The organism is Allochromatium tepidum, assembly GCF_018409545.1.
Taxonomy (GTDB): Bacteria; Pseudomonadota; Gammaproteobacteria; order Chromatiales; family Chromatiaceae; genus Thermochromatium; species Thermochromatium tepidum_A.
In genome coordinates this window covers 1,726,862-1,749,553 of sequence record NZ_AP024563.1, presented here as the reverse complement: position 1 = coordinate 1,749,553, position 22,692 = coordinate 1,726,862, and the positions used below count along the sequence as shown (strand labels likewise).

Below are 22,692 nucleotides of genomic sequence, written 5' to 3'. Positions count from 1 at the left end.
GGTCCTGCTCCGGCAAGACTCGACGGACTCAGGTCGTCGCCGAGCGTTATGCCAAAGTTCGAGCGCTCTGGAAGCCGAGGTCCATCTGTCCTGAGTTTGGGAACCTCGTATCCCGGAGATTGTCCACGAATGACTCAAATCGTGGCGCGCAGCCTGGAGATTCCGAATAGATGACGCGATCCAAACCGACCCTCGGCGCCGGCCTGCGGCGCCTCGTGCTCTTTGCCGGCGCCTGGCTGGTGATCGCCGGGACCGATCCGACCTCCTGGATCATCGGCGTGCCGGCCGTGATCGCGGCGACTTGGGCCAGTCTGCACCTGAGCCGGCGCGCCGGCGGGTCGCCGCGCCTGCTCGCGGCCCTGGCCTTCGTGCCCTTCTTTCTCTGGCAGTCGCTCAAGGGCGCATTCGACGTGGCCTGGCGCGTGATGCGGCCCCGGATGCACATCGCGCCGGGCATACACACCTATCCGCTCAGGCTGACGAATGCCTCGGCCCGGGTGGTGCTGCTCGACACCCTCAGTCTGCTTCCGGGCACGCTGAGCGCGGATCTGCGCGGCGACGTCCTGACCGTCCACGCGCTCGACGCCGCCGACGGCGCGCTGCTCGACGCCGACATCGCGCGCCTGGAGCGGCGGATCGGCGCGCTCTTTGGCGAACGGCGCGCCTCAGTTACCATCGAATCCGAACCGAAGCGGGCGGATGTGCCGACCGGCCAGGACACCGACGCCGCCCAGGCGTGATCGCGCTTTCAAGACAAAAATACGACGAGCCGAGGACATCCGCATGTCACTTTCCGACATCCATCTGGCCGTAGCCCTGCTGCTGCTGTCGACCATGAGCATCGGGCTGATCCGGGTCGCCATCGGCCCGACGCCGTCCGACCGCCTGATGGCGGCCCAACTGCTCGGAACCTCCGGGATCGGGCTGCTGCTGGTGTTGATCCCGGTGATCCGGGTGCCGGCGCTGATCGACGTGGCGCTGGTGTTCTCGCTGCTGGCGGCGGTGGCCATCGTCGCCTTCACGCGCCGACGCGAGCAGGAGGACGCATGACGCCGCTGTCCTGGCTGGCGACCGCCTTCATCCTGGCCGGACTCTTCTTCTTCGTCGCCGGTACGGTCGGACTCATGCGCCTGCCGGATCGGCTCAGCCGACTGCATGCACTGACCAAGGCCGACAATGTCGGGCTTGGGCTGCTGGTGCTCGGTCTGCTGCTGGAGGGACCGGGGCTGCTGAGCGGGATCAAGCTGGTGCTCATCTGGCTGTTCGTGCTGGTCGCGAGCGCCACCGGGGCGCATCTGATCGCCAAGCGCGCGCTGCGTGGGGATGGGGAGGACGCACGATGAACCCGCTGTTGCTCGGCTTCGACATCCTGCTCTCGACGACGCTGCTGGGGTTGGCGCTCGCCGCGCTCACCAGCCGCGAACCCAGGCGCGGGGTCATCCTCTTCATCGCCTTCGGGCTGCTGCTGGCCCTGGTCTGGGCTCGACTGCGCGCGCCCGATCTGGCGCTGGCCGAGGCGGCGATCGGCGCGGGACTGGCCGGGGCGCTGATGCTGTCGGCGGCCCGACGCGCGGTACGGCGGCGATAGCTCAGGGTGCGAACGATTCAACATGGCGGTCCCTCTTCCCCTCTCCCCAACGGCGCTCCCGCGAGGCAAGAGAGGCTAGGATGGGCCCGTCGTCACCGAACGGTTACTCAATGAAACCATCGAATTCCCATGCCTTCCTGATCCCACTGCTGCTGACGGCGATCGGGGCGCTGCTGTTCTGGGCCTTCTGGATCGGTGTCACAGGTTACGAGGGCGAGCGTCTGGCGACCCTGGCCCTGGAACGGGTGCCCGAGTCGGGCGCCGGCAATCCCGTGACCTCGGTGCTGCTCAACTTCCGCGCCTATGACACCCTGATGGAGCTGGCGGTGCTGCTGGCCGCGCTGCTCGGAATCTGGTCGCTCGGCCCGGCGGCGGTCCCCTATCAGCGGGCGGCGCTGCTGCTCGACAGTCTGGTCGGCTGGGTGGTGCCCATGCTGATCATCGCCGGCGGTTATCTGCTCTGGGTCGGCGGCCATGCACCGGGCGGCGCCTTCCAGGCCGGCGCCCTGCTCGGCGCGGCCGGCGTGGCCCTGGCACTCTCGGGACGACCGAGCGCCGGTCTGCCGGGCGAGTCCCGGCTGCGCGTGCTGGCCGCGCTCGGCACCCTGGTGTTCGTGCTCGTCGGCCTGATGCTCATGGGGCTGGGACTGGGCTTCCTGACCTATCCGCCGGCGCTGGCCAAGGTGTTGATCCTGGCCATCGAGACCGGCGCCACCCTGAGCATCGGCGCGACCCTGGCGGCGGCCTTCCTCGGTGGCCGGCCGCGCGCCACGGGGGCGGCCGAGCCATGAACCACGAGATCCTGCTCACCCAACTGCTCTATGGCGGCGCGGGTATCCTCTTCTTCCTGCTCGGCGTCTGGTCCTTCATCAGCCACGAACCCCTGTGGCGCAAGCTGATCGCGCTCAACATCATGGGTGCCGGGGTCTTCCATGTCCTGGTCGCGGTCGCCTATCGCGGCCTGGACGCGCCGCCCGATCCGGTGCCGCACGCCCTGGTGCTGACCGGGATCGTGGTCGCCGTCAGTGCCACGGCGCTGGCGCTCGCCTTCGGTCGGCGTCTGGATCGGGAGGATGGTGAACGGACGCCTGATGTTCACGGCGTCGATGACCGGGAGGACGGACCCCATGCTTGATCCATTGGCGCTCGCGGTCGCTCTGCCGTTGCTCGGGGCGCTGCTCGTCACCATGCTCCCCGGCCGGTCGCGCACCCTGGGGATGCTCACGGCGCTGGCGACCACCGGCGTAGCCCTCTGGCTGACCGTCACGGTCTGGGGCGGCGAAGGTCTGCGCTCGGATCTCGGCGGTTGGGGCGTGCCGCTCGGCATCGGTCTGCGCGCCGACGGGCCGGCGGCGGCGCTGGTGGCCATGGCCAATCTGGTCGGACTGGCCATCAGCATCAATGCCACCGGCTATTTCGGCGCGGCCGGGTCGAGCCGAAAGTTCTGGCCGCTGTGGCTGCTGCTGTGGACGGCGCTCAACGGGCTGTTTCTGGCCGCCGATCTGTTCAACCTCTATGTGATGCTGGAGCTGCTGGGACTCTCGGCCGCCGCGCTCGGTGCGCTCACCGGCACCCGCGAGGCGGCCGAGGCCAATCTGCGCTATCTGCTGGTGGGCCTGCTCGGGTCCATGACCTATCTGCTCGGCGTGGCGCTGCTCTACACGGCCTATGGGGCCCTGGATCTGGAGCTGATCGCCGAGTCGCTGACGCCCGGCCCGGTCGCCTGGACCGCTCCGGCGCTCATGATCGGCGGACTGCTGCTCAAGGCGGCGCTGTTTCCGATGCACTTCTGGCTGCCGCCGGCCCATGCCAATGCACCGGCACCGGTCAGCGCAGCGCTCTCGGCGCTGGTGGTCAAGGCGGCGATCTATCTGGTGCTGCGGTTGTGGCTGGATCTGTTCGATGGGATCGTAACCCTGCCGGCGGCCATGTTGCTCGGACTGCTTGGGGCGGGCGCGGTGTTCTGGGGTTCATGGCGTGCGCTGCGCGCTGAGCGGCTCAAGCTGCTGGCGGCGTATTCGACCGTGGCTCAGGTCGGCTATCTGTTCATGTTCCTGCCGCTGCTGACGGCGACTCCGGACGGAGCCGAGCGCGAACGGTTGCTCACGGCGCTGGTGCTGCTGGCACTCACCCACGGCTTCGCCAAGGCCGGATTCTTCCTTGCCGCCGGGCTGGTACAGAAGAGTACCGGGCATGATCGCATCCGCGAACTCGGCGGTGCGGCCCAGAGTCTGCCGGCGGCGACCTTCACCCTGGGTCTGGCGGGCGTGGCCCTGATCGGTCTGCCGCCGAGCGGAACCTTTTTCGCCAAGTGGGTGCTGGTCGGACAGGCCATCGCCCTGGGTCAATGGTGGTGGGCGCTTGTGGTGATGGCCGGCACCCTGCTGGCGGCTGCCTATGTGTTCCGGGTGCTGGCGCGCGCCTTCAACCGCGAGCCGACACCCAAGTGCTTCCTGACCGATCCGCGCACCGAGATCCCGGCCCTGCTGCTGGCTGCGCTCTCGGCCCTGGTCGTCGGTCTGGCCGCCCAGCCCATCGCCGTCCTGCTCGGAGCGGGAGTCTGAACGCCTCAACGGCTTACCTTAACATCGGTATCCACCATGCGCCTGACATCGAACGAATTGGAAACGATCCGCACCTCCATTGCTGGGGTCGATCCGGAAGCCGAGATCTATCTGTTCGGATCGCGTCTCGATGATCGGGCGCGAGGTGGCGACATCGATCTGCTCGTCCTGTCGCAACGCATCGACCTCATGGCCAAGCTCGATATCCTGGCACGCCTGCATCAAACCCTTGGCGAGCAACGGATCGATCTGATGATCGAGCCGGATCTCGCTCGTCCATTCGCGAGGATCGCCGTCGATTCGGGAGTGCGCCTGTGAAACACGAAAAGCTCCAATGGCTGCGCGATGAAATGACCGATCTCGAAGCCGCCGCCTCCCACTTGAGCTTTTCCCTGGAACGGTCGCGTGAGCTGATCGACCGTCCGGTCTGGTCGCTAGAGGAGCTGGAGCGTCTCGAATCCCTGACCAGCCGGTTCGCGCGACTCGCCGACCTGTTGGTGCAGCGGGTCATGCGACTGATCGATGACCTGGAGCTGACACCACAGGGAAGCCTGCTCGATCGCATCCAGCGTGCGGAGAAACGTGGCTGGGTGGACGAACCCGGGCAACTGATACGTATCCGTGAATTGCGAAACCTGATCGCGCATGAATATGCCAGCGACAAGATGCCGGAGATCTATCGAACCGTCGCGGCCCTGACGCCTCCGCTGCTCGCGGCCATTCCCAGAGTCCAGGCACATGCCGAGGCGCTGATCCGGCGCTATGCAGGCGAGCGCCGCGATCTCACCTGAGTGAAGGAAGCTCATGAATCTCGATCCCTATCTGCCGCCGGCCATCGTGCTCAGCTCCGCCCTGCCGGGCGTGCTCATCTTCTTCCTGGGCGAGGACAGCTACCGGCTGCGGACCGCGCTCAATATGTTCGGCGCCTTGCTGAAGATCGTCCTCGTCGGCTGGATGATCTGGGGCGTGTTCCACGGCCATGTCTACGAAAGCCGGCTGACGCTGATGCCGGGTCTGGAGCTGGTGCTGAGCGCCGATGCGCTCTCGGTGCTGTTCGTCGCGCTGTCGACCGTGCTTTGGTTGGTGACGACCATCTATGCCATCGGCTATCTGGAGCATTCGCCGAACCGCAGTCGCTTCTTCGGCTTCTTCAGCCTCTGCGTCTCGGCGACCGTCGGCATCGCGCTCGCGGGGAATCTGATGACCTTCGTGGTCTTCTACGAGATCCTCACGCTGGCCACCTATCCCCTGGTCGCCCATCGCGGCACGCCGGACGCCGATCACGGCGCCAAGGTCTATCTGGCCTATACCATGAGCGGCGGCGTGCTGCTGTTCGTCGGCGCGGTCTGGCTCCAGACCCTGGTCGGTCAACTGACCTTCACCCAGGGCGGTCTGCTCGGCGCGGCGCCCGAGGCGCTGCACGGCCGGTTCATCGTCATCTTCTTCCTGCTGCTGGCCGGGTTGGGCGTCAAAGCCGCACTGGTGCCCCTGCACGGCTGGCTGCCGCAGGCGATGGTCGCGCCGGCACCGGTCAGTGCACTGCTGCACGCCGTCGCCGTGGTCAAGGCCGGCGCCTTCGGCATCATCCGCGTGGTCTATGACGTCTATGGCGTCGAGTTCGCCCACGGGCTGGGTCTGCTGACCGTGCTCGGCGTGCTGGCGGCCACCACCATCATCTATGGCTCGGTCAAGGCGCTGTCGCAGGACGGGCTGAAGAAGCGGCTGGCCTATTCGACCGTCAGTCAGGTGTCCTATATCGCGCTCGGCGCCTCGGTGCTCGGCCCGATCGCCACCATCGGCGGGTTGGTGCATCTGGTGCATCAGGGCATCATGAAGATCACGCTGTTCTTCTGCGCCGGCAACTATGCCGAAACGCTCGGCGTGCACAGGGTCAGCGAGATGAACGGCGTCGGTCGCCGAATGCCCTGGACCACGCTCGCCTTCACGGTCGGTGCGCTCGGCATGATCGGCATTCCGCCGGTGGCCGGGTTCGTCACCAAGTGGTATCTGGGACTGGGCGCGGCCTCGGCCGGGGCCTACTGGGTGATCGTCGTACTGCTCATCAGCAGTCTGCTCAATGCCGCCTATTTCCTGCCGATCCTCTATCGCGCCTGGTTCCGCCCGCCGCCGGAGCACTGGCCGAAGGAGCATGTGCTGTCGAAACGGTTGGAGACGGCACCGTCACTGCTATGGCCGCCGGTGGTGACGGCGCTGCTGTCGCTGGTGGCGGGTCTGCTGGCCGCCGCGCCCTTCAGTCCGCTCGAATGGGCGACCCTGATCGCTGAGCGGGAGTATGGGCGATGACCGGACTGCTGCCGGCTATGGTGCTGGCGCCGCTGCTGCTCGCGCCGCTCGTCGTGCATCCGGCGCTGCGCTGGCTGGTGCTGATCGCGCCGCTGCCGTCGCTCGCCGGTCTGGCGTTGCTGCCGCCGGATGCGACCCTGGATCTGCCCTGGCTGCTGTTCGGCACGGCGCTCGGGTTCGATGAGACGACGCGGGTCTTTCTGCTGTTCACGGCGCTGGTGTGGTCGCTGGCGGCCGTGTCCGTGGTCGAGCGGCTGGGCACGGAACCTGGGACCGGGCGCTTCCGGCTGCTGTTCCTGCTCGCGCTCGCCGGCAATCTGTGGCTGATCCTGGCGCGCGAGCCGGTCGGATTCTATGTCGGCTTCGCCCTCATGGGGTTGGCGGCCTATGGGCTGATCCTGCATCCGGGCGGGCTGACGCGCCGACGGGCCGGGCGCATCTATCTGGCCATGACCCTGATCGGCGAGCTTGCGCTGTTCGTGGCGCTGTTGCTGATGGCGCGGACTCAGGGCGTGACCTGGAGTCTGCCCGAGACGCCGACGCCCGATGGCGCGGTGATCACGCTGCTGCTGATCGGGTTCGGCATCAAGGCCGGACTCATGCCGCTGCATCCCTGGCTGCCGCTGGCCTATGGCGCGGCACCGGCACCGGCGGCGGCCGTGCTGAGCGGGGCCATGAGCAAGGTCGCTCTGCTCGGCTGGCTGCGGCTGCTGCCGCTGGGACAGGTCGCGCTGCCCGAGTGGGGGATGCTGTTCGTGTGGCTGGGGCTGGTCAGTCTGCTGACGGCGCTGGGCGCGGGGCTGATGCAGACAGATCCGCGCCGGGTGCTGGCCTATTCGAGCATCAGCAAGGCGGGGCTGTTCGTGCTGCTGCTGGGGTTGCTGCTGCTCGAACCTCAGCTTGCGCCGGTCGGAGTCGGGGCGCTCACGCTCTATGCCGCGCATCATGCGCTGGTCAAGTCGGGGCTGTTTCTGGGGTTGGGGTTGCGCGATCCGGATCCGGCCCGGCCCTTGGTGCGGGCGGGGTTGATCCTGCTGGCACTGGCGCTGGCGGGAGCGCCTATGACCAGTGGTGCACTGGCCAAGTACGTCCTCAAGCCGGTGCTCGTCTCGCCGGGCTGGATCTGGCTCGATCTGGCGCTGATGCTGGCGACGGTGGCAACCGCACTACTGATGGCGCGCTTCGTCTGGCTGATCTGGCCGGCACCGAGCGTGGTCGAAATCGCGCGCGCTCAATCCCAAGCAGCCAACAGATCCAGCGAACCTCAAACGCCTATCGGTCCCCTGCCCGTCTTTCCGATCTGGAGTCTCGCGGCCTGGATCCTGCTGCTCGGACTGGTCGCCGGCTTTCCGTTCGTGCTCGGCGAGCCCTCGGCCTGGCCGACCAATACCGGGGCCATGCTCATCGCCGCGCTGATCGCGGCACCGCCGGCACTGGCCATCTGGCGCCGGGCGCCCGGCTCGGGACGTCCCGCGCGGCGGCGCAGCCTGGGTGATCTGGCGGTGCCGGCCGAGCCGATCCTGGCCGCCCAGTTCTGGGCGGGGCGCGCGCTGTTCGGACGCTGGAACGCGACTGTCGAGACGGCGCGCGCGCATCTCTATGGTCTGGGCGAGCGGGTCGGTTCGCCGCCGCCCGATCCCGAGCGGACATTACGCGCCTGGCCCACCGCCGGCCGGCTGTGGCTGGGCGTGACCGTGCTCCTCCTGCTACTGGTCCTGATCGCGCCATGACACTGCCGTTGATCCTGAGCTGGCTGTGGCCGTTGCTACTCGCGCCGCTGGTGCTCCAGCCCCGGCGGCACCGGCTGGTCGCGCTCGCGCCCCTGCCGGCGCTGGCGACGGCGCTGTGGATTCCGGCCGGCACCCGGATCGAACCGCCCTGGCTGCTGGTCGGCGCCACCCTGGGACTGGACACGCCGGGGCGGATCTTTCTCGGCTTCACGGCGCTGCTGTGGCTGGTCGCCGCCGTCCACGCCATCCGCGTCCTGCGTGATTCGCCGCACGCCGGGCGCTTCCATCTGTTCTTCCTGCTCGCGATGGCGGGCAATCTGTGGCTGATCGTCGCGCTCGATCCGGCGAGCTTCTATACCGGCTTCGCGCTCATGGGGATCGCCTCCTATGGTCTGGTCATCCACGACGGACGGCGCGAATCGCTGCGTGCCGGCAAGGTCTATCTGATCCTGACCCTGCTCGGCGAGGCCACGCTCTTCATGGCGCTGGTGCTGATCGCGCACCAGACCGGCTCGCTCGCGCCCTCGGCCACCGCGCTGACCGCGCTCGACGACCTGGCCATCGGACTGCTGATCCTGGGGCTGGCGGTCAAGGCCGGCCTGATGCCGCTGCATGTCTGGCTGCCGCTGGCGCATCCGGCCGCACCCGTGCCGGCGAGCGCGGTCCTGAGCGGAACCATGATCAAGGCGGCCCTGCTCGGCTGGCTGCGCTTCCTGCCGCTCGGCGCATTGGCGCTGCCTCAGTGGGGGCTGCTGCTGGTGCTGGCCGGACTGATCACGGCGATCCTGGCCCCGCTGATCGGTCTGATCCAGACCAACCCCAAGGTGGTGCTGGCCTATTCGAGCGTGGCCAAGATGGGCTTCATGACCCTGGCGCTGGGGCTGCTGCTGATCGAGCCTCAGCCGGCTCCGGTCGGCGTTTTGGCGCTCGCGCTCTATGCCGGACACCACGCCCTGACCAAGGGCGGACTCTTCCTCGGGGTCGGATTGCGTCACACGAGCGGGCGCCAGCCGCTGATCCTCGCCGGACTGAGCCTGCTGGTGCTGGTCATGATCGGCGTGCCGCTCACCGGCGGGGCCATCGCCAAGGATGGACTCAAGCCGGTGCTGGAGGTGCTCGACTGGCGCTGGCTCGGTGCGTGTCTGGGGCTGGCGTCCGTAGTCACGGCGCTGCTGATGGGGCGCTTTCTGTGGCTGATGTGGCGGACCGCGCCGCATCCCGAGTCGGGCTACCGGCCGGCGGGCACGGCCTGGGGGTTGCTGATCGCGGCGATCCTGGTGCTGCCGCCGGCCGTGGCGCTCGGCGCGGGCACCAAGCTCGGCTGGACGACCAACCTCGACATCATCGCGATCGCCCTGGCGCTTGGGCTGCCGGTGCTGCTGGCCGCGCTCCAGCGACCCGGCACGCTCGACGGCCTACTCGACCGTATCCCGCCCGGCGATCTGCTGGAGGCGCTGCGTCCACTGCCGCCGCTGTTGCGCTGGAGTCAGCGTTGGATCAAGCGTCGCTGGGCGGACCGGCGCGCGCGTCTGCTCGATCCCCGGCTCGACTGGATCGACCGGCACTGGCACGCGACCCGCGCCGGCACGGTCGAGCGTCGGCTGGCTCGCCGGCCGGTCGCGGGGGTGCTCTGGGCCGGGCTGTTGCTGCTGCTCATGGGCCTGGCCTTGGGGTGGCCATGAACCCGGATCTTTTGCCGATCTCGCTCGATCACCTGATGTACGGCATCAGCCTGAGCGCTGTGGCGATGATGGCGGCCGCCGGTGTCCTGGAGGCCGGACGCAAGCGCTTCGATCTGTTCGGCATGGTGGTCGTGGCGCTGGCGGCCGCGCTCGGCGGCCGCTCGCCCATTGCCGCCGGGAGTCGGCTACCTGCGCCTGGGGTTCAGCCGTGTCGGTCAGACCAGCGGAACGAAACGATCCGGCACGCCGGCGACATACTGTCGATGAAGCCGGCCGGCGTCTTCGGGCTGCTCGGGATCGGGCTGCTCCAGGCCCGGCTCGGACTCCAGCAGGCGATGCTGTTCTGCGCCCTGCTGTTCGGCCCGGCGCTGCTGGTCGCGCGCGGCATCGACGAGACCCGTGGACGCCGGATCGCCGAGGAACACGAAGCCGGACTCCGAACCTGGTGAGAACCACGCGCCCGGTATAACCCTAGCGAATGTCGGTTGTAGCGAACCGACGAGCGGCGTATGCTTGCGCGCCCATGTCCGCCGGATTCCAGCGGCGTCCACCCGAACCCAGTCCCGTCAATCCGCCCGTGTCCACGACTCATCCGCCCGCATGACCGAATACGCGCTCATTCTGGTCGGCACCGTGCTGGTCAACAACTTCGTGCTGGTCAAGTTCCTCGGACTCTGCCCCTTCATGGGCGTGTCCAAGAAGCTGGAGACGGCCACCGGCATGGGGCTGGCGACCACCTTCGTCATGACCCTGTCCTCGGTCATCAGCTGGGTCGTCAACGAGTTCGTGCTCGAACCGCTCGACATCGGCTATCTGCGCACCATCTCCTTCATCCTGGTGATCGCGGCCGTGGTGCAGTTCACCGAGACGGTGATGCGCAAGACCAGTCCCATGCTCTATCAGTTGCTGGGCATCTTCCTGCCGCTCATCACCACCAACTGTGCCGTGCTGGGCGTGGCCCTGCTCAACCAGCAGGCCGAACACACCCTGGTCGAATCCGCGCTCTATGGCTTCGGCGCCGCCCTCGGGTTCTCACTGGTGCTGGCGCTCTTTGCCGCCATCCGCGAGCGGGTCGCCGTGGCCGACGTGCCCGAGCCGTTCCAGGGCAGTGCCATCGCGCTGGTGACGGCAGGGCTGATGTCGCTGGCCTTCATGGGCTTCGCCGGTCTGGTCGCCAACTGAGGTTCGATCGTCCCATGCCTCGCGCCCGTCCATCGCATCCGCCAGTATCGAGTCATCCGTCGCCATGCTAGCCGCCATCCTGGCCCTCGCCGCCCTCGCCGCCTTCTTCGGTGTCCTGCTCGGTTATTCGGCGATCCGCTTCCGGGTCGAGGGCGATCCCATCGCCGATCAGATCGACGCCCTGCTGCCCCAGACCCAGTGCGGTCAGTGCGGTCATCCGGGCTGTCGTCCCTATGCCGAGGCGCTGGCCAAGGGCGAGGAGGAGATCAACAAGTGCCTGCCCGGCGGCGAAGCCCTGGTGCTGGCGCTCGCCGATCTGCTCGGACGCGAGCCGGTCGCCATGGACATCAAGGAGAAGGTGCCCTCGGTCGCCTTCATCGACCCCGAACTCTGCATCGGCTGCACGCGCTGCATCCAGGCCTGTCCGGTCGATGCCATCATCGGCGCGGCCAAGCAGTTACACGCGGTCCTGAACAGCGAATGCACCGGCTGCGAGCTCTGTGTCGAGCCCTGCCCGGTCGCCTGCATCGAGATGCGCCCGATCCGTGAGGACATCCAACGCTGGCGCTGGCCCTACCCGGCCCGTCAGCCGGTCGCGAGCGACATCGCCGCGCCCCTCCGAGACGCCGCCTGAGGAACGCCGCGCGCATGGCCATCGCACTCAAGATCAAATCCAACAGCCAACGCCGTCTGTGGCGCTTCCACGGCGGTATCCATATCCCGGACGAGAAGGCGCTGTCGAACGAGCGTGCCATCGAGCGCCCGCCCCTGGCCGAGCGTCTCTGGGTGCCCCTGCAACAGCACATCGGCGCGCCGGGACGGCCGCTGGTCGCCGAAGGCGACCGCGTGCTCAAGGGCCAGATGATCACCGAGCCGACCGGCTTCATCAGCGCCCCGGTCCATGCCCCGACCTCGGGTCGGGTGATCGCGATCGAGCCGCACCCGGTGCCCCATCCGTCCGGACTGTCGGCCCCCTGCGCCCTGATCGAACCGGATGGTCTGGAGACCTGGGCCGAACTGCCGCCGCCGCTCGCCGACTATCCGCAGCTCGACCCGGCCCTGATCCGCGAGCGCATCCGCTGGGCCGGCGTGGTCGGCATGGGCGGCGCGTCCTTCCCGACCAGCGTCAAGCTCACGCCCGGCACCGACCGCGAGATCCAGACCCTCATCATCAACGGCGCCGAGTGCGAGCCCTATATCACCTGCGACGACCGGCTGATGCGCGAGCGCGCGGCGCACATCCTCGAAGGCGTGCGCATCATGCACCATCTGCTGCGGGTGCGGACGGTGCTGATCGGCATCGAGGACAACAAGCCCGAGGCGATTTCGGCCATGCAACTGGCCCTGGCCGCGACCGATATGGGCGGCTATACCGAGATCGTCCCGATTCCGACGCTCTATCCGAGCGGCGGCGAGAAGCAGCTCATCCGCATCCTCACCGGCAAGGAGGTGCCGACGAGCGGTATCCCGGCCCAGATCGGCATCGTCTGTCAGAACGTCGGCACGGCGGCAGCGGTCGCCGATGCGGTGCTCGAAGGCAAACCGCTGATCGCGCGGGTCGTGACGGTCACGGGTCGCGCCATCGCCGAGCCGCGCAATCTGGAGGTGCCGGTCGGCACCCCGATCGAGCACCTGATCGCCCAGTGCGGCGGCTATCGCGAGGCTCCGCGCAAGCTCGTCTGCGGCGGACCCATGATGGGCTTCGAGCTGCGCGAAGCGGCCACGCCCATCACCAAGGCGACCAACTGTCTGCTCGCACTCGCGCCCGAGGAAGCGCCCGATCCGGGACCGGCGCTGGCCTGCATCCGCTGCGGACGCTGCGCCGAAGTCTGCCCGGCCAAGCTGCTGCCCCAGCAACTGTACTGGAACGCGCGTGCCAAGGATCTCGACCGGGTGCAGGACTACAACCTGTTCGACTGCATCGAATGCGGCTGCTGCGCCCAGGTCTGCCCCAGCCACATCCCGCTGGTGCAGTACTATCGCTATGCCAAGACCGAGATCTGGGCGCGCGAGCAGGAGAAGCGCAAGTCCGAACAGGCACGTGCCCGTCATGCCGCCAAGCAGGCGCGGCTGGAGCGTCAGGAGCAGGAGAAACAGGCCCGGTTGCGCAAGCAGAAGGAGGCGCTGGCCGCGCCCAAGTCGGCGGACGCCGGCGAAGATCCCAAGCAAGCCCTGATCGCGGCGGCGCGTGAGCGTGCCGCCGCGCGCCGGACTTCGGACACAGGATCGGCCTGAAGACCGGAGCTTCACTCGGGGCACCGAGTAACGGCTCGAAAACGACTCGGCGGTTCCTTGTCCCCCGCCCGCCGTCACCCGACCCGGAAGTCGGCACAACGCCCAAATCCCGGCCCAACCTCAGAACGGCGCATCCAGCGTGCTTGCAGACGAACCGGAAGACCCGGAACTCACAGGCGCCAGCCCGAACACCTCATCGAGACGCGCGATCAACCGACGCAACTGCAACGCCAGGATCACGAACTCCGCGTCCAGCCGCTGCGCCGGGTCCATGTCGTCGCCGTCCAGCTCCTCCAGCAACGCCTCCCCCACCCGCAAGCGCTTGAGCGACAGATCGTCGGCCAGCGTAAAGCTCAGACGCTCGTCCCACTCCAGCGCCAGCTTAGTCACCTGCTTACCCGCGCGCAGATGGTTGAGGATCTCCTCGCTCGCCGGATCCTGTCGACTGCAACGCACCACGCCCGCCTTCTCATCGACATCGCGCAACTCACAGGCATCCCCAGGCACGAAATCGCTCGGCACACTGTCCTCCAGCAGCCAGCCCGTCAGCACATTGGCCGCCGGCCGCACCGGATCCGGCAGCCTGACCGGCAGCGAGCCCAGCGTCTCACGCAACAACGACACCACGTCCTCGGCCTGCTTCTCGCTCGACGAATCCACCACCAGCCAGCCGCTCTCGGTGTCGATGTAGAGCTGGGTGCGACGCGAACGGGTGAAGGCACGCGGCAGCATCTCATTGATGATCTGCTCGCGCAGCCGACGCCGCTCGGCCCGCCCGACATCGCGCGCCTCGCCCGCCTCCAGCTCGCTCACCCGCTCGTCGAGCGCCTCGGCCACGGCGGCCGCCGGCAGCAGCCGCTCCTGCCGGCGCGCGCAGATCAGATAGCAGCCGCTCACCGCCTGCACCAGCGCCCTGGTCTCCTCGCCCAGCGGCGAGGCCCAGCCCAGGGTCGAAGTCTCGATCGGACCGCAGGGACGGAAGCGCCGCCCGCCCAGCGCCTCCTCCAGCTCGGCGGACGTGAACTCGAACGGCTGGTCCAGACGGAAGAAGCGTGCATTCTTGAACATGGCGAGTCCCCATACGAAAAGGCGCGGAGTATGCCCGACTCGGGGCGACGCGGAAAGGGCAAGCCATACGGGAGCGGTTTAGAATGACCGTAACCTCGGCCACCGATCGGTACATTGTGAACGAACTCTCACTGCCCGGACTCTTCATCGCACTCCTCGTCCTCATCGCGCTCTCGGGCTTCTTCTCGGGCTCGGAGACCGCGCTCCTGACCATGAACCGCTACCGGCTGAAACATCTCGCCGATCGCGGACACAGGGGCGCGCGCCTCGCCCGGCGACTGCTGGAGCGACCCGACCGGCTGATCGGACTCATCCTGCTCGGCAACAACTTCGTCAACATCATGGCCTCGTCGCTGGCGACCGTGATCGCGCTGCGTCTCGGCGGCGAGGCGGCCATCGGCATCGCCGCCGGTCTGCTGACGCTCATCATCCTGATCTTCGCCGAGGTCGCGCCCAAGACCTATGCGACCCTTCACCCCGAGCGTCTGGCCTTTCCGGCCGCCCATGTCTACCGCCACCTGCTGACGCTGCTCTATCCCGTCGTCTGGTTCGTCAATCTCTTCACCAACGGCATCCTGAGACTGATCGGGATCGTCCCCGAGGGTGCGCCGCCGGCGGACCTGAGCCGCGAGGAACTGCGCACCGTGGTCAGCGAGGCCGGGGCCATGATCCCGGAGCGCAGTCGCACGATGCTGCTGGCGATCCTGGATCTGGAGAACGCCACGGTCGAGGACATCATGATCCCACGCAACGAGGTCGAGGGCATAGATCTCCAGGACAGCGAGGACGAGATCCTCCAGACCATCCGCAACACCAGCTATACCCGGCTGCCGCTCTACGACGGCAGCATCGACAACGTCGTCGGCGTGCTCCATGCGCGCAATGCCCTGCATGCGATGCTGGAGCACGGGCTGGACAAGGCGTCGCTGCGCGAAATCGCCCGCGAGCCCTATTTCGTCCCCGAGGGCACGCCGCTCTATCAGCAGATGCTCAACTTCCAGCGCGCCAAGCAGCAGGTCGGGTTGGTCGTCGATGAATATGGGGACTTCATGGGGCTCATCACCATGACGGATCTCCTGGAAGAGATCGTCGGCGAGTTCACCACCGACCCATCCGACAGCCTGCCTGAGATGCATCGCACCGAGGACGGTAGTCTGCTCGTCGACGGCTCGATCAGTCTGCGCGACCTCAACCGCGCCCTGCGCTGGGAACTGCCGACCGACGGACCCAAGACGCTCAACGGGCTGATCCTGGAGTACATGGAGACCATCCCCGAACCCGGCACCAGCCTCAAGCTCGTCGGGCATCCGCTGGAGATCGTCCAGACGGCCGACAATGGCGTGCGGACCGTCAAGATCGTGCCGACACCGCCGAGCAAGAGGCGCCGCTGACCCCTGAAGCGAGCCTTTGCCGCGGCCTGTTGCGCTGCATCATAATGACCGGTCACGGGAGATCCATCCCAAGGCCCACCATCGGAGACACCCATGTCGGAAGACCGCGACCAGAGCGCCCTGGACTATCACCGTTATCCCAAGCCCGGCAAGCTGGAGATCAAGGCCACCAAGCCGCTGGCCAACCAGCGCGATCTGGCGCTCGCCTATTCGCCCGGCGTGGCCGCCGCCTGCCGCGAGATCGAACAGGATGCACTCGCCGCCTCGCACTACACCGCGCGCGGCAATCTGGTCGCCGTCATCAGCAACGGCACCGCCGTCCTGGGTCTGGGCGCGATCGGGGCGCTGGCCTCCAAGCCGGTGATGGAAGGTAAGGCGGTGCTGTTCAAGCAGTTCGCCGACATCGACGTCTTCGACATCGAGATCGACGAGCGCGATCCCGAAGCCTTCATCGAGACCGTGGCACGGCTGGAGCCGACCTTCGGCGGCATCAATCTGGAGGACATCAAGGCGCCTGACTGCTTCATCATCGAGCGCGCGCTCAAGGAACGCATGGGCATCCCGGTCTTCCACGACGACCAGCACGGCACGGCGATCGTGGTCAGCGCCGCCATCCTCAATGCCCTGCGCGTGGTCGGCAAGGACATCGGCCGGGTGCGACTGGTGACGGCCGGCGCGGGCGCCGCCGCTCTGGCCTGTGTGGATCTGCTGGTCGAACTGGGTCTGTCGAAGGAGAACGTGACGCTCACCGACATCGCCGGCGTCGTCTATCAGGGCCGCATCGAGGAGATGGACCCCTACAAGGGCCGCTATGCCGTCGCGACCGACCGGCGCACCCTGGAGCAGGCCATCGCGGGTGCCGACATCTTCCTGGGACTCTCGGCCGCCGGCGTGCTCAAGCCCGAGTGGCTGGCCAAGATGGCCGAGGCGCCGATCATCATGGCGCTCGCCAATCCGGTCCCCGAGATCATGCCGGATCTGGCGCGTGCGGCGCGTCCGGACGCCATCATCGCCACCGGACGCTCGGATTTCCCGAATCAGGTCAACAACGTCCTCTGCTTCCCCTTCATCTTCCGCGGCGCGCTCGACTGCGGCGCCAGCGAGATCAACGAGGCCATGAAGGTCGCCTGTGTGCGCGCCATCGCGGATCTGGCGATGGCCGAACCGTCCGACATCGTGCGCGCGGCCTATGGCGGGCAGCAGCTCCAGTTCGGACCCGAGTATCTGATCCCCAAGCCCTTCGATCCGCGTCTGATGGAGCATCTGGCCCCGGCCGTGGCGCGTGCGGCCATGGACAGCGGCGTGGCCACGCGCCCGATCGCCGATCTGGACGCCTATCGTCAGTCGCTGCGTCATCGCGCCTATCGCACCGGGCTGACCATGAAGCCGGTGTTCGATCAGGCGCGCGCCGCGCCCAAGCGCGTGGTCTTCGCCGAGGGCGAGGACGAGCGCGTGCTCCAGGTCGCGCAGCAGGCGGTGAGCGAGGGCATCGCGCGTCCGGTTCTGATCGGTCGCCCCGAGGTGATCGGTGCGCGGCTCAAGGCCCTGGGTCTGCGTCTGCGTCCCGAGCGCGACTTCGACCTCGTCGTCCCCGGCGACAATCCCCGGATCGAGACCCACTGGCGCACCTTCTACGATCAGGTCAAGCGGCGCGGCTATGCCCCGGACGAGGCGCGCGAATACATCCGCAACGATCCCACGGTGCTGGCCGCGACCCTGGTGCGCTGCGGCGATGCCGATGCCCTGCTCTGCGGTCTGGTCGGACGCTATTCGCGCCATCTCAAGCACGTCGAGGAGACGATCGGCACGGCGCCCGGCGTGCGCCGCCTGACCGCCATGAATGCCGTGGTGCTGCCGTCCGGGCCGCTGTTCATCGCCGACACCTATGTCCAGATCGACCCCAGCGCCGAGGATCTGGCCGAGATCACCCGTCTGTGCGCCGCCGAGGTCCGCTGCTTCGGTCTCACACCCAGGGTCGCCTTCGTCTCGCACTCCAACTTCGGCAGCGACGACTCGCCGAGCGCGGCCAAGATGACCGAGGCCCTGCGTCTGCTGCGCGCACAGGAACCCGAGCTGGAGGTCGAGGGCGAGATGCACGCCAATCTCGCCTTCGATGCCGTCGGGCGTCAGGCGCGCTTCCCGGACTCGCGACTGAACGGGCGTGCCAATCTGCTCATCATGCCCAACCAGGACGCGGCCAACATCGCCTTCAACCTGTTGCGCACGCTCGACGATGCGGCGACCTTCGGTCCCATGCTGCTCGGCACGGCCAAGGCGGCGCACATCGTCACGCCCAGCGCCACGGTGCGCGGGCTGCTCAACATGACGGCGCTGGCGGTGGTGCAGGCGGGTTGAACCCGGCCTAGGACGCGCGCCCGCCCCTGTTGTCGAGATGATTGAGCAGACTCAGGACGACGCGCCGGTCGAAGCGCCGGCCGCTCTCGGCCATGAGGATGGCGGCGGCCTCGTCGAAGCTCCGGGCGTCGCGGAAGGCGCGCGGACTGATCGGGGCCACGAAGGCGTTGGCGATCGCCACGATCTGGGCCGTGATCAGGATCTCCTCGCCCGCCGGCCCCCGCGGCCGGCCGCTGCCGTCGCAACACTCGTTGATCTGGGCCAGGGTCTCGAGCACCGGGCCGAAGCTGACGCGGTTCTCGGCATCCACGACCAGGATGGGATGGGGCTGACTGTCGGTCACGATGTCCAGGAAGCGCGACAGCGCCTCGAAACGCTCCGATCGGCGGCATGCCCGTGGTCGAGACCAGTCCGTTCATCGCCGCGCTCTCGTGCGACGAGAATGCCGCACCGCCTCCTCAAACCGGCTGAGCTATGTTAATAATCAGGAACCGAATTGTGTTCGGAGGCATCTGTGGTCTCCGATGGGTGGCATCTACTTAGAGTGTAGGCCGGAAGAGACGACTCGGCTGAGATTCGTAACTAATCAGGTAAACGATTGTCCGGCCGACGTCCGGGCCAAACGCTGCCGATTCGGATCGTTCTGCTGACTCGTCGCCATTGACAGGCACCTTGACGCACCTTGAATGCACTGCCCACAATGCCGGTATTGCAATCAATGTGGAGTGATTTTCGGATCCAGCATCTATGAACGACTCGGATACACTCTCACGCTTTCTCTTCGAACAGGCCGGCATCCGCGGCAATCTGGTCCATCTGGACGCGAGCTGGCGCGCCGTGCTGGAGGCGCATCCCTACCCCGAGCCGGTGGCCGCCCGGCTGGGTGAAGCGCTGGCCGCCGCCTCGCTACTGGCGGCGACCATCAAGTTCGAAGGCTCGCTGATCCTCCAGATCCAGGGTTCAGGCCCCATCCGCACCCTGGTCGCCCAGGCCACACACGCACGCACCGTGCGCGGCCTGGCACGCTGGGAGGGCGAGGTTCCGGCGGTCGAGTCGCTGAGCGAGCAGTTCGGCACGGGACAACTGGTGCTCACCATCGACCAGGGTCGCGGTCAGCCCTATCAGGGTGTGATCCCACTGGCCGGTGCGCGCCTGACCGACGCCATCGAACGCTATTTCACCGACTCCGAGCAGATCCCGACCCGACTGTGGCTGGCGGCGGGTCCGTCACGCGCCTCCGGCCTGTTGCTGCAACGCCTGCCGGAGGCCGGCGCGACCGAGGAAGACTGGAACCGAGTGACCCTTCTCGCCGACACGCTCACGCCCAGAGAATTGCTGGGGCTGGCGACCGAACCCCTGCTGCACCGGCTCTTCCACGAGGAGACCGTGCGCCTGTTCGAGCCGGAACCGCTCTCCTTCCGCTGCGGCTGCTCGCGCACGCGCATCGCCGACATGGTCAAGCTGCTCGGCGAGTCCGACATCGACAGCCTGCTCGACGAACACGGGGCCGTCGAAGTCACCTGCGAGTTCTGCAACCGGCTCTATCACTTCGACCCGGTCGACGCACGCCAGCTCTTCGCCGGCCTCACCCGCCACACGCCGCCAACGACCCAGCAATGATCCGGTAACGCCCGTCGCCGCCCCATGGATCATCCGGACATCTTGACGCGACTCCAGCCGCTGCTCGGGCTGTCGGCGTTTCCGGCGCTCGCCTGGCTGTTGAGCGAGGATCGGCGCGCCGTGCGACCCCGGCTGGTGCTCGCCGGTCTGGGGCTGCAATTCGTCATGGCACTGGTGCTGCTCAAACTGCCGGGGGTCAAGGACGGCTTTCTGCTGCTCAACCAACTGGTGCTGTCCATCCAGACCGCGACCCAGGCGGGCACCGAGCTGGTGTTCGGCTATCTCGGCGGGGCCGCCGCGCCCTTCGAGACGCTCTATCCGCACAACAGCTTCGTGCTCGCCTTCCGCGCCCTGCCGCTGATCCTGGTCATCAGCGCGCTCTCGTCCCTGTTCTTTCATTGGCGCATCCTGCCGCTGGTCGTGCGTGGTTTCGCCTGGCTGCTGCGCCGCACCCTGGGCACCGGCGGGCCGCTCGGACTCGCCGCCGCCGCCAATGTCTTCGTCGGCATGACCGAAGCACCGTTGCTGATCCGGCCCTATGTGTCGAGCCTGTCGCACTCGGCGCTGTTCGGGGTGATGACCTGCGGCATGGCCACCATCGCCGGCACCGTGATGGTGCTCTATGCCAGTCTCATCGGGCCGGTGGTGCCGGACGCCATGGGCCATATCCTCACCGCCTCGCTGATCAACGCCCCGGCGGCACTGGTGATCGCCGGCCTCCTGATCCCCGAGCCGGCCGGCGCCGATCCGATCCTGGAGACCCGGATCGAGCGCCCCGCCCACAGCGCGATGGACGCCATCACGCGCGGCACGCTGGAGGCCATCCCGCTCTGGCTCAACATCATCGCCATGCTGATCGTCATGGTCGCCCTGGTCAGCCTGTTCAATCAGGCGCTGGGTCTGCTGCCCGAGGTCGCCGGCGAGCCGCTCACGGCGCAACGGCTGCTCGGCCGGCTGATGGCGCCGGTCATGTGGCTGATCGGTATCCCCTGGTCCGAGGCCCAGACCGCCGGCGCGCTCATGGGCGTCAAGACTGTGCTCAACGAACTGGTCGCCTATCTCCAGCTCGCCGCGCTGCCGCCCGAAGCGCTCGGCGAGCGCAGTCGCATCATCCTGACCTATGCGCTGTGCGGCTTCGCCAATCTCGGCAGTCTCGGCATCCTCATCGGCGGACTCGGCGCCCTGGCTCCCGAGCGCCGCCCTGAGATCGTCGCGCTCGGCTTCAAATCCATCCTCGCCGGCACGCTCGCGACCCTGATGACCGGGGCCGTGGTGGCGATCCTGCTGTGAACCGTGATCGACCACCGCTTGCCCAGTCCCCCAGCGCCACCTAGACTGCCGAGCGTCCGCCGTCAGGCACCGCAGATCAGGATCTTCTCTTAGGCATGACTCAATCTTCCACAGAGGCGCCGCGCGACTGGCGCCAGACGCTCGGCGAACTGCTCGACCGGCGCGTGCTCGCCATGCTGTTGCTCGGCTTCTCGGCCGGGGTGCCGCTGCTCCTGATCTTCTCCTCGCTGTCGCTGTGGCTGCGCGAGGCGGGGATCGAACGCAATGCCGTCACCTTCTTCAGTTGGGCCGCGCTCGGCTATTCGTTCAAGTTCGTCTGGGCGCCGCTGATCGACACCCTGCCCCTGCCCTGGCTGACCCGCCGGCTGGGGCGGCGACGCGCCTGGCTGCTGGTCGCGCAACTGGCGATCATCACGGCCATCGTACTCATGGCCCTGATCGATCCGGCGAGCGGCGGCGACAGTCTCACGCACATGGCGCTCGCGGCCGTGCTGCTCGGGTTCTCCTCGGCGACCCAGGACATCGTGATCGACGCCTATCGCATCGAATCGGCTCCGCCCCGACTCCAGGCACTGATGTCCTCGACCTATATCGCGGGCTATCGCATCGCCATGGTGGCCTCGGGCGCGGGCGCACTGGTTCTGGCCTCGGCCTTCGGCTCGAAGGCGGGCGCCTACAGTTACACCGCCTGGAGCACGACCTATCTGATCATGGCTACCGTGATGCTGGTCGGGGTGCTCACCACGCTCGTCATCCGCGAGCCGGAAACCTATCGGCCCAAGGCGCTCACCCACTACTCGGCACTCGACTATCTGCGCCTGGTGCTGGTGTTCGCGCTCATGGCCGGCGCCTTCGTCGGCGGCTTTTTTCTGAGCGGGACGCTGTTCGGCGATCTCAAGCACCGGCTCGCCGGCGGTGCGCTCGGAGCCTTCCTGTTGGAGACCCTGCATTTCGCCCTGGCCGTAGGCGTGGCGGCGCTCGTCGGCTGGGCGCTGGTGCGGCTGGGCGCAATCGATCGGGCCATGGCGCGTGCGGTCTGGATCGAGCCGGCGCTCGACTTCTTCGCCCGCTACGGACTCAAGACGGCCTTGCTGCTGCTGGCGCTCATCGGGCTGTACCGGATCTCGGACATCGTGCTCAGCGTCATCTCCAATGTCTTCTATCAGGACATCGGCTTCAGCAAGCCGCAGATCGCCACGGCGGTCAAGACCTTCGGCGTCTTCGTCAGCATCGCGGGCGGGGTGCTCGGCGGGCTGATGGCGACCCGCTATGGCGTGGTGCGCATCCTGATGCTGGGCGCGATCCTGTCGGCGGCGACCAATCTGATCTTCTTGGTCCTGGCCCATGCCGGAGCCGATGCGGTACTGCTCTATGTCGCCGTCGGCGCGGACAATCTGGCGGCGGGACTGGCGAGCGCGGCCTTCGTCGCCTTTCTGTCGAGCCTGACCAACGTCTCCTTCACCGCCGTGCAGTACGCCATCTTCAGCTCGCTGATGACGCTCCTGCCCAAGGTGCTCGGCGGCTATTCGGGCAGCCTCGTCGACGGCATCGGCTATCCGGGCTTCTTCGTCTTCACCACGCTCATCGGGGTGCCGGTGATCGCCCTGGTCTGGATCGCCGGTCGGCGGCTGGACATCGCCGAGGAACGGGCCGGGGCGATGCGCAAGGGCGGATCGGGGTGAT

At 67.7% G+C, this 22,692-nt stretch carries 23 protein-coding genes; 21 read left to right on the top strand and 2 right to left on the bottom strand.

Annotated elements, in window-relative coordinates; genetic code table 11:
• The first annotated feature begins 170 nt into the window (after positions 1 to 170).
• From Atep_RS08445 to rsxC, 16 genes are all read left to right on the top strand, one after another.
• On the top strand, positions 171 to 740 hold the full coding sequence (locus Atep_RS08445; RefSeq protein WP_213377937.1) for a Na+/H+ antiporter subunit E: 570 nt from the start codon (positions 171 to 173) through the stop codon (positions 738 to 740).
• 43 nt (positions 741 to 783) lie between these two features.
• Positions 784 to 1,050 carry an MrpF/PhaF family protein gene (locus tag Atep_RS08440; RefSeq protein ID WP_213377932.1) on the top strand — a complete coding sequence of 89 codons (267 nt, stop codon included), beginning with the start codon at positions 784 to 786 and terminating at the stop codon, positions 1,048 to 1,050.
• Complete coding sequence (locus Atep_RS08435; protein WP_213377930.1) at positions 1,047 to 1,343, top strand: cation:proton antiporter; 297 nt, start codon at positions 1,047 to 1,049, stop codon at positions 1,341 to 1,343. Before Atep_RS08440 ends, Atep_RS08435 begins: the two co-directional genes overlap by 4 nt.
• Positions 1,340 to 1,588: a DUF4040 domain-containing protein gene (locus Atep_RS08430; RefSeq protein ID WP_213377928.1), complete on the top strand. Its 249-nt coding sequence runs from the start codon at positions 1,340 to 1,342 to the stop codon at positions 1,586 to 1,588. Before Atep_RS08435 ends, Atep_RS08430 begins: the two co-directional genes overlap by 4 nt.
• Positions 1,589 to 1,698: 110 nt before the next feature.
• Positions 1,699 to 2,379 carry an MnhB domain-containing protein gene (locus Atep_RS08425; protein ID WP_213377926.1) on the top strand — a complete coding sequence of 227 codons (681 nt, stop codon included), beginning with the start codon at positions 1,699 to 1,701 and terminating at the stop codon, positions 2,377 to 2,379.
• The gene (locus Atep_RS08420; RefSeq protein ID WP_213377924.1) at positions 2,376 to 2,723 is read left to right on the top strand and encodes a cation:proton antiporter subunit C; all 348 of its coding nucleotides are present in this window, start codon (positions 2,376 to 2,378) and stop codon (positions 2,721 to 2,723) included. Before Atep_RS08425 ends, Atep_RS08420 begins: the two co-directional genes overlap by 4 nt.
• Positions 2,716 to 4,152: a complex I subunit 5 family protein gene (locus tag Atep_RS08415; RefSeq protein WP_213377922.1), complete on the top strand. Its 1,437-nt coding sequence runs from the start codon at positions 2,716 to 2,718 to the stop codon at positions 4,150 to 4,152. The genes Atep_RS08420 and Atep_RS08415 overlap by 8 nt, the downstream gene beginning before the upstream one ends.
• Positions 4,153 to 4,188: 36 nt before the next feature.
• Positions 4,189 to 4,470, top strand: a complete 282-nt coding sequence (locus Atep_RS08410) for a nucleotidyltransferase domain-containing protein (protein ID WP_213377920.1) — start codon at positions 4,189 to 4,191, stop codon at positions 4,468 to 4,470.
• A complete protein-coding gene (locus Atep_RS08405; RefSeq protein WP_213377919.1) occupies positions 4,467 to 4,943 on the top strand; it encodes a hypothetical protein in 477 nt (158 codons plus the stop codon). Before Atep_RS08410 ends, Atep_RS08405 begins: the two co-directional genes overlap by 4 nt.
• A 13-nt stretch (positions 4,944 to 4,956) precedes the next feature.
• Positions 4,957 to 6,456, top strand: a complete 1,500-nt coding sequence (locus Atep_RS08400) for a proton-conducting transporter transmembrane domain-containing protein (RefSeq protein WP_213377917.1) — start codon at positions 4,957 to 4,959, stop codon at positions 6,454 to 6,456.
• Complete coding sequence (locus Atep_RS08395; RefSeq protein ID WP_213377915.1) at positions 6,453 to 8,186, top strand: proton-conducting transporter transmembrane domain-containing protein; 1,734 nt, start codon at positions 6,453 to 6,455, stop codon at positions 8,184 to 8,186. The genes Atep_RS08400 and Atep_RS08395 overlap by 4 nt, the downstream gene beginning before the upstream one ends.
• The gene (locus tag Atep_RS08390) at positions 8,183 to 9,868 is read left to right on the top strand and encodes a complex I subunit 5 family protein (RefSeq protein ID WP_213377914.1); all 1,686 of its coding nucleotides are present in this window, start codon (positions 8,183 to 8,185) and stop codon (positions 9,866 to 9,868) included. Before Atep_RS08395 ends, Atep_RS08390 begins: the two co-directional genes overlap by 4 nt.
• Positions 9,865 to 10,317 (top strand): hypothetical protein, encoded by a 453-nt coding sequence (locus tag Atep_RS16905; RefSeq protein ID WP_272876282.1) that lies wholly within the window; start codon positions 9,865 to 9,867, stop codon positions 10,315 to 10,317. The genes Atep_RS08390 and Atep_RS16905 overlap by 4 nt, the downstream gene beginning before the upstream one ends.
• A gap of 151 nt (positions 10,318 to 10,468) precedes the next feature.
• Entirely contained in the window at positions 10,469 to 11,050 is a 582-nt protein-coding gene (rsxA, locus tag Atep_RS08380) for an electron transport complex subunit RsxA (RefSeq protein WP_176975196.1), read from the top strand.
• Between the two features lie 64 nt (positions 11,051 to 11,114).
• Positions 11,115 to 11,684 (top strand): electron transport complex subunit RsxB, encoded by a 570-nt coding sequence (gene rsxB / locus Atep_RS08375; protein WP_213377912.1) that lies wholly within the window; start codon positions 11,115 to 11,117, stop codon positions 11,682 to 11,684.
• 14 nt (positions 11,685 to 11,698) lie between these two features.
• The gene (rsxC, locus tag Atep_RS08370) at positions 11,699 to 13,285 is read left to right on the top strand and encodes an electron transport complex subunit RsxC (protein ID WP_213377910.1); all 1,587 of its coding nucleotides are present in this window, start codon (positions 11,699 to 11,701) and stop codon (positions 13,283 to 13,285) included.
• Between the two features lie 120 nt (positions 13,286 to 13,405).
• Here the strand turns inward: rsxC and Atep_RS08365 are convergent, their stop codons facing one another.
• Positions 13,406 to 14,353 (bottom strand): recombination-associated protein RdgC, encoded by a 948-nt coding sequence (locus Atep_RS08365; RefSeq protein WP_213377908.1) that lies wholly within the window; start codon positions 14,351 to 14,353, stop codon positions 13,406 to 13,408.
• A 116-nt stretch (positions 14,354 to 14,469) separates the two neighbouring features.
• Between Atep_RS08365 and Atep_RS08360 the strand changes: the two genes are divergently transcribed.
• Both Atep_RS08360 and Atep_RS08355 read left to right on the top strand, forming a co-directional pair.
• Positions 14,470 to 15,744, top strand: coding sequence for an HlyC/CorC family transporter (locus Atep_RS08360; protein ID WP_213377906.1), 1,275 nt, complete (start codon positions 14,470 to 14,472; stop codon positions 15,742 to 15,744).
• 93 nt (positions 15,745 to 15,837) lie between these two features.
• Entirely contained in the window at positions 15,838 to 18,099 is a 2,262-nt protein-coding gene (locus Atep_RS08355; RefSeq protein ID WP_213377904.1) for an NADP-dependent malic enzyme, read from the top strand.
• A gap of 7 nt (positions 18,100 to 18,106) precedes the next feature.
• Here the strand turns inward: Atep_RS08355 and Atep_RS08350 are convergent, their stop codons facing one another.
• Positions 18,107 to 18,442, bottom strand: a complete 336-nt coding sequence (locus Atep_RS08350) for an HD-GYP domain-containing protein (RefSeq protein ID WP_236786071.1) — start codon at positions 18,440 to 18,442, stop codon at positions 18,107 to 18,109.
• Between the two features lie 404 nt (positions 18,443 to 18,846).
• Here Atep_RS08350 and hslO point away from each other — a divergent pair, with 404 nt between their 5' ends.
• From hslO to Atep_RS08335, 3 genes are all read left to right on the top strand, one after another.
• A complete protein-coding gene (hslO, locus tag Atep_RS08345) occupies positions 18,847 to 19,719 on the top strand; it encodes an Hsp33 family molecular chaperone HslO (RefSeq protein WP_213377902.1) in 873 nt (290 codons plus the stop codon).
• A gap of 24 nt (positions 19,720 to 19,743) precedes the next feature.
• Positions 19,744 to 21,009, top strand: a complete 1,266-nt coding sequence (locus Atep_RS08340) for a NupC/NupG family nucleoside CNT transporter (RefSeq protein WP_213377901.1) — start codon at positions 19,744 to 19,746, stop codon at positions 21,007 to 21,009.
• Positions 21,010 to 21,104: 95 nt separating this feature from the next.
• Positions 21,105 to 22,691 carry an AmpG family muropeptide MFS transporter gene (locus tag Atep_RS08335; RefSeq protein ID WP_213377900.1) on the top strand — a complete coding sequence of 529 codons (1,587 nt, stop codon included), beginning with the start codon at positions 21,105 to 21,107 and terminating at the stop codon, positions 22,689 to 22,691.
• The last annotated feature ends 1 nt before the right edge of the window (position 22,692 follow it).

Bases quoted from the DNA above. Each gene is read 5' to 3' on its own strand.
- Atep_RS08445 (WP_213377937.1), top strand. From the start codon at position 171: ATGACGCGATCCAAACCGACCCTCGGCGCCGGCCTGCGGCGCCTCGTG.
- Atep_RS08440 (WP_213377932.1), top strand. From the start codon at position 784: ATGTCACTTTCCGACATCCATCTGGCCGTAGCCCTGCTGCTGCTGTCG.
- Atep_RS08435 (WP_213377930.1), top strand. From the start codon at position 1,047: ATGACGCCGCTGTCCTGGCTGGCGACCGCCTTCATCCTGGCCGGACTC.
- Atep_RS08430 (WP_213377928.1), top strand. From the start codon at position 1,340: ATGAACCCGCTGTTGCTCGGCTTCGACATCCTGCTCTCGACGACGCTG.
- Atep_RS08425 (WP_213377926.1), top strand. From the start codon at position 1,699: ATGAAACCATCGAATTCCCATGCCTTCCTGATCCCACTGCTGCTGACG.
- Atep_RS08420 (WP_213377924.1), top strand. From the start codon at position 2,376: ATGAACCACGAGATCCTGCTCACCCAACTGCTCTATGGCGGCGCGGGT.
- Atep_RS08415 (WP_213377922.1), top strand. From the start codon at position 2,716: ATGCTTGATCCATTGGCGCTCGCGGTCGCTCTGCCGTTGCTCGGGGCG.
- Atep_RS08410 (WP_213377920.1), top strand. From the start codon at position 4,189: ATGCGCCTGACATCGAACGAATTGGAAACGATCCGCACCTCCATTGCT.
- Atep_RS08400 (WP_213377917.1), top strand. From the start codon at position 4,957: ATGAATCTCGATCCCTATCTGCCGCCGGCCATCGTGCTCAGCTCCGCC.
- Atep_RS08395 (WP_213377915.1), top strand. From the start codon at position 6,453: ATGACCGGACTGCTGCCGGCTATGGTGCTGGCGCCGCTGCTGCTCGCG.
- Atep_RS08390 (WP_213377914.1), top strand. From the start codon at position 8,183: ATGACACTGCCGTTGATCCTGAGCTGGCTGTGGCCGTTGCTACTCGCG.
- Atep_RS16905 (WP_272876282.1), top strand. From the start codon at position 9,865: ATGAACCCGGATCTTTTGCCGATCTCGCTCGATCACCTGATGTACGGC.
- rsxA (WP_176975196.1), top strand. From the start codon at position 10,469: ATGACCGAATACGCGCTCATTCTGGTCGGCACCGTGCTGGTCAACAAC.
- rsxB (WP_213377912.1), top strand. From the start codon at position 11,115: ATGCTAGCCGCCATCCTGGCCCTCGCCGCCCTCGCCGCCTTCTTCGGT.
- rsxC (WP_213377910.1), top strand. From the start codon at position 11,699: ATGGCCATCGCACTCAAGATCAAATCCAACAGCCAACGCCGTCTGTGG.
- Atep_RS08365 (WP_213377908.1), bottom strand. From the start codon at position 14,353: ATGTTCAAGAATGCACGCTTCTTCCGTCTGGACCAGCCGTTCGAGTTC.
- Atep_RS08355 (WP_213377904.1), top strand. From the start codon at position 15,838: ATGTCGGAAGACCGCGACCAGAGCGCCCTGGACTATCACCGTTATCCC.
- hslO (WP_213377902.1), top strand. From the start codon at position 18,847: ATGAACGACTCGGATACACTCTCACGCTTTCTCTTCGAACAGGCCGGC.
- Atep_RS08340 (WP_213377901.1), top strand. From the start codon at position 19,744: ATGGATCATCCGGACATCTTGACGCGACTCCAGCCGCTGCTCGGGCTG.
- Atep_RS08335 (WP_213377900.1), top strand. From the start codon at position 21,105: ATGACTCAATCTTCCACAGAGGCGCCGCGCGACTGGCGCCAGACGCTC.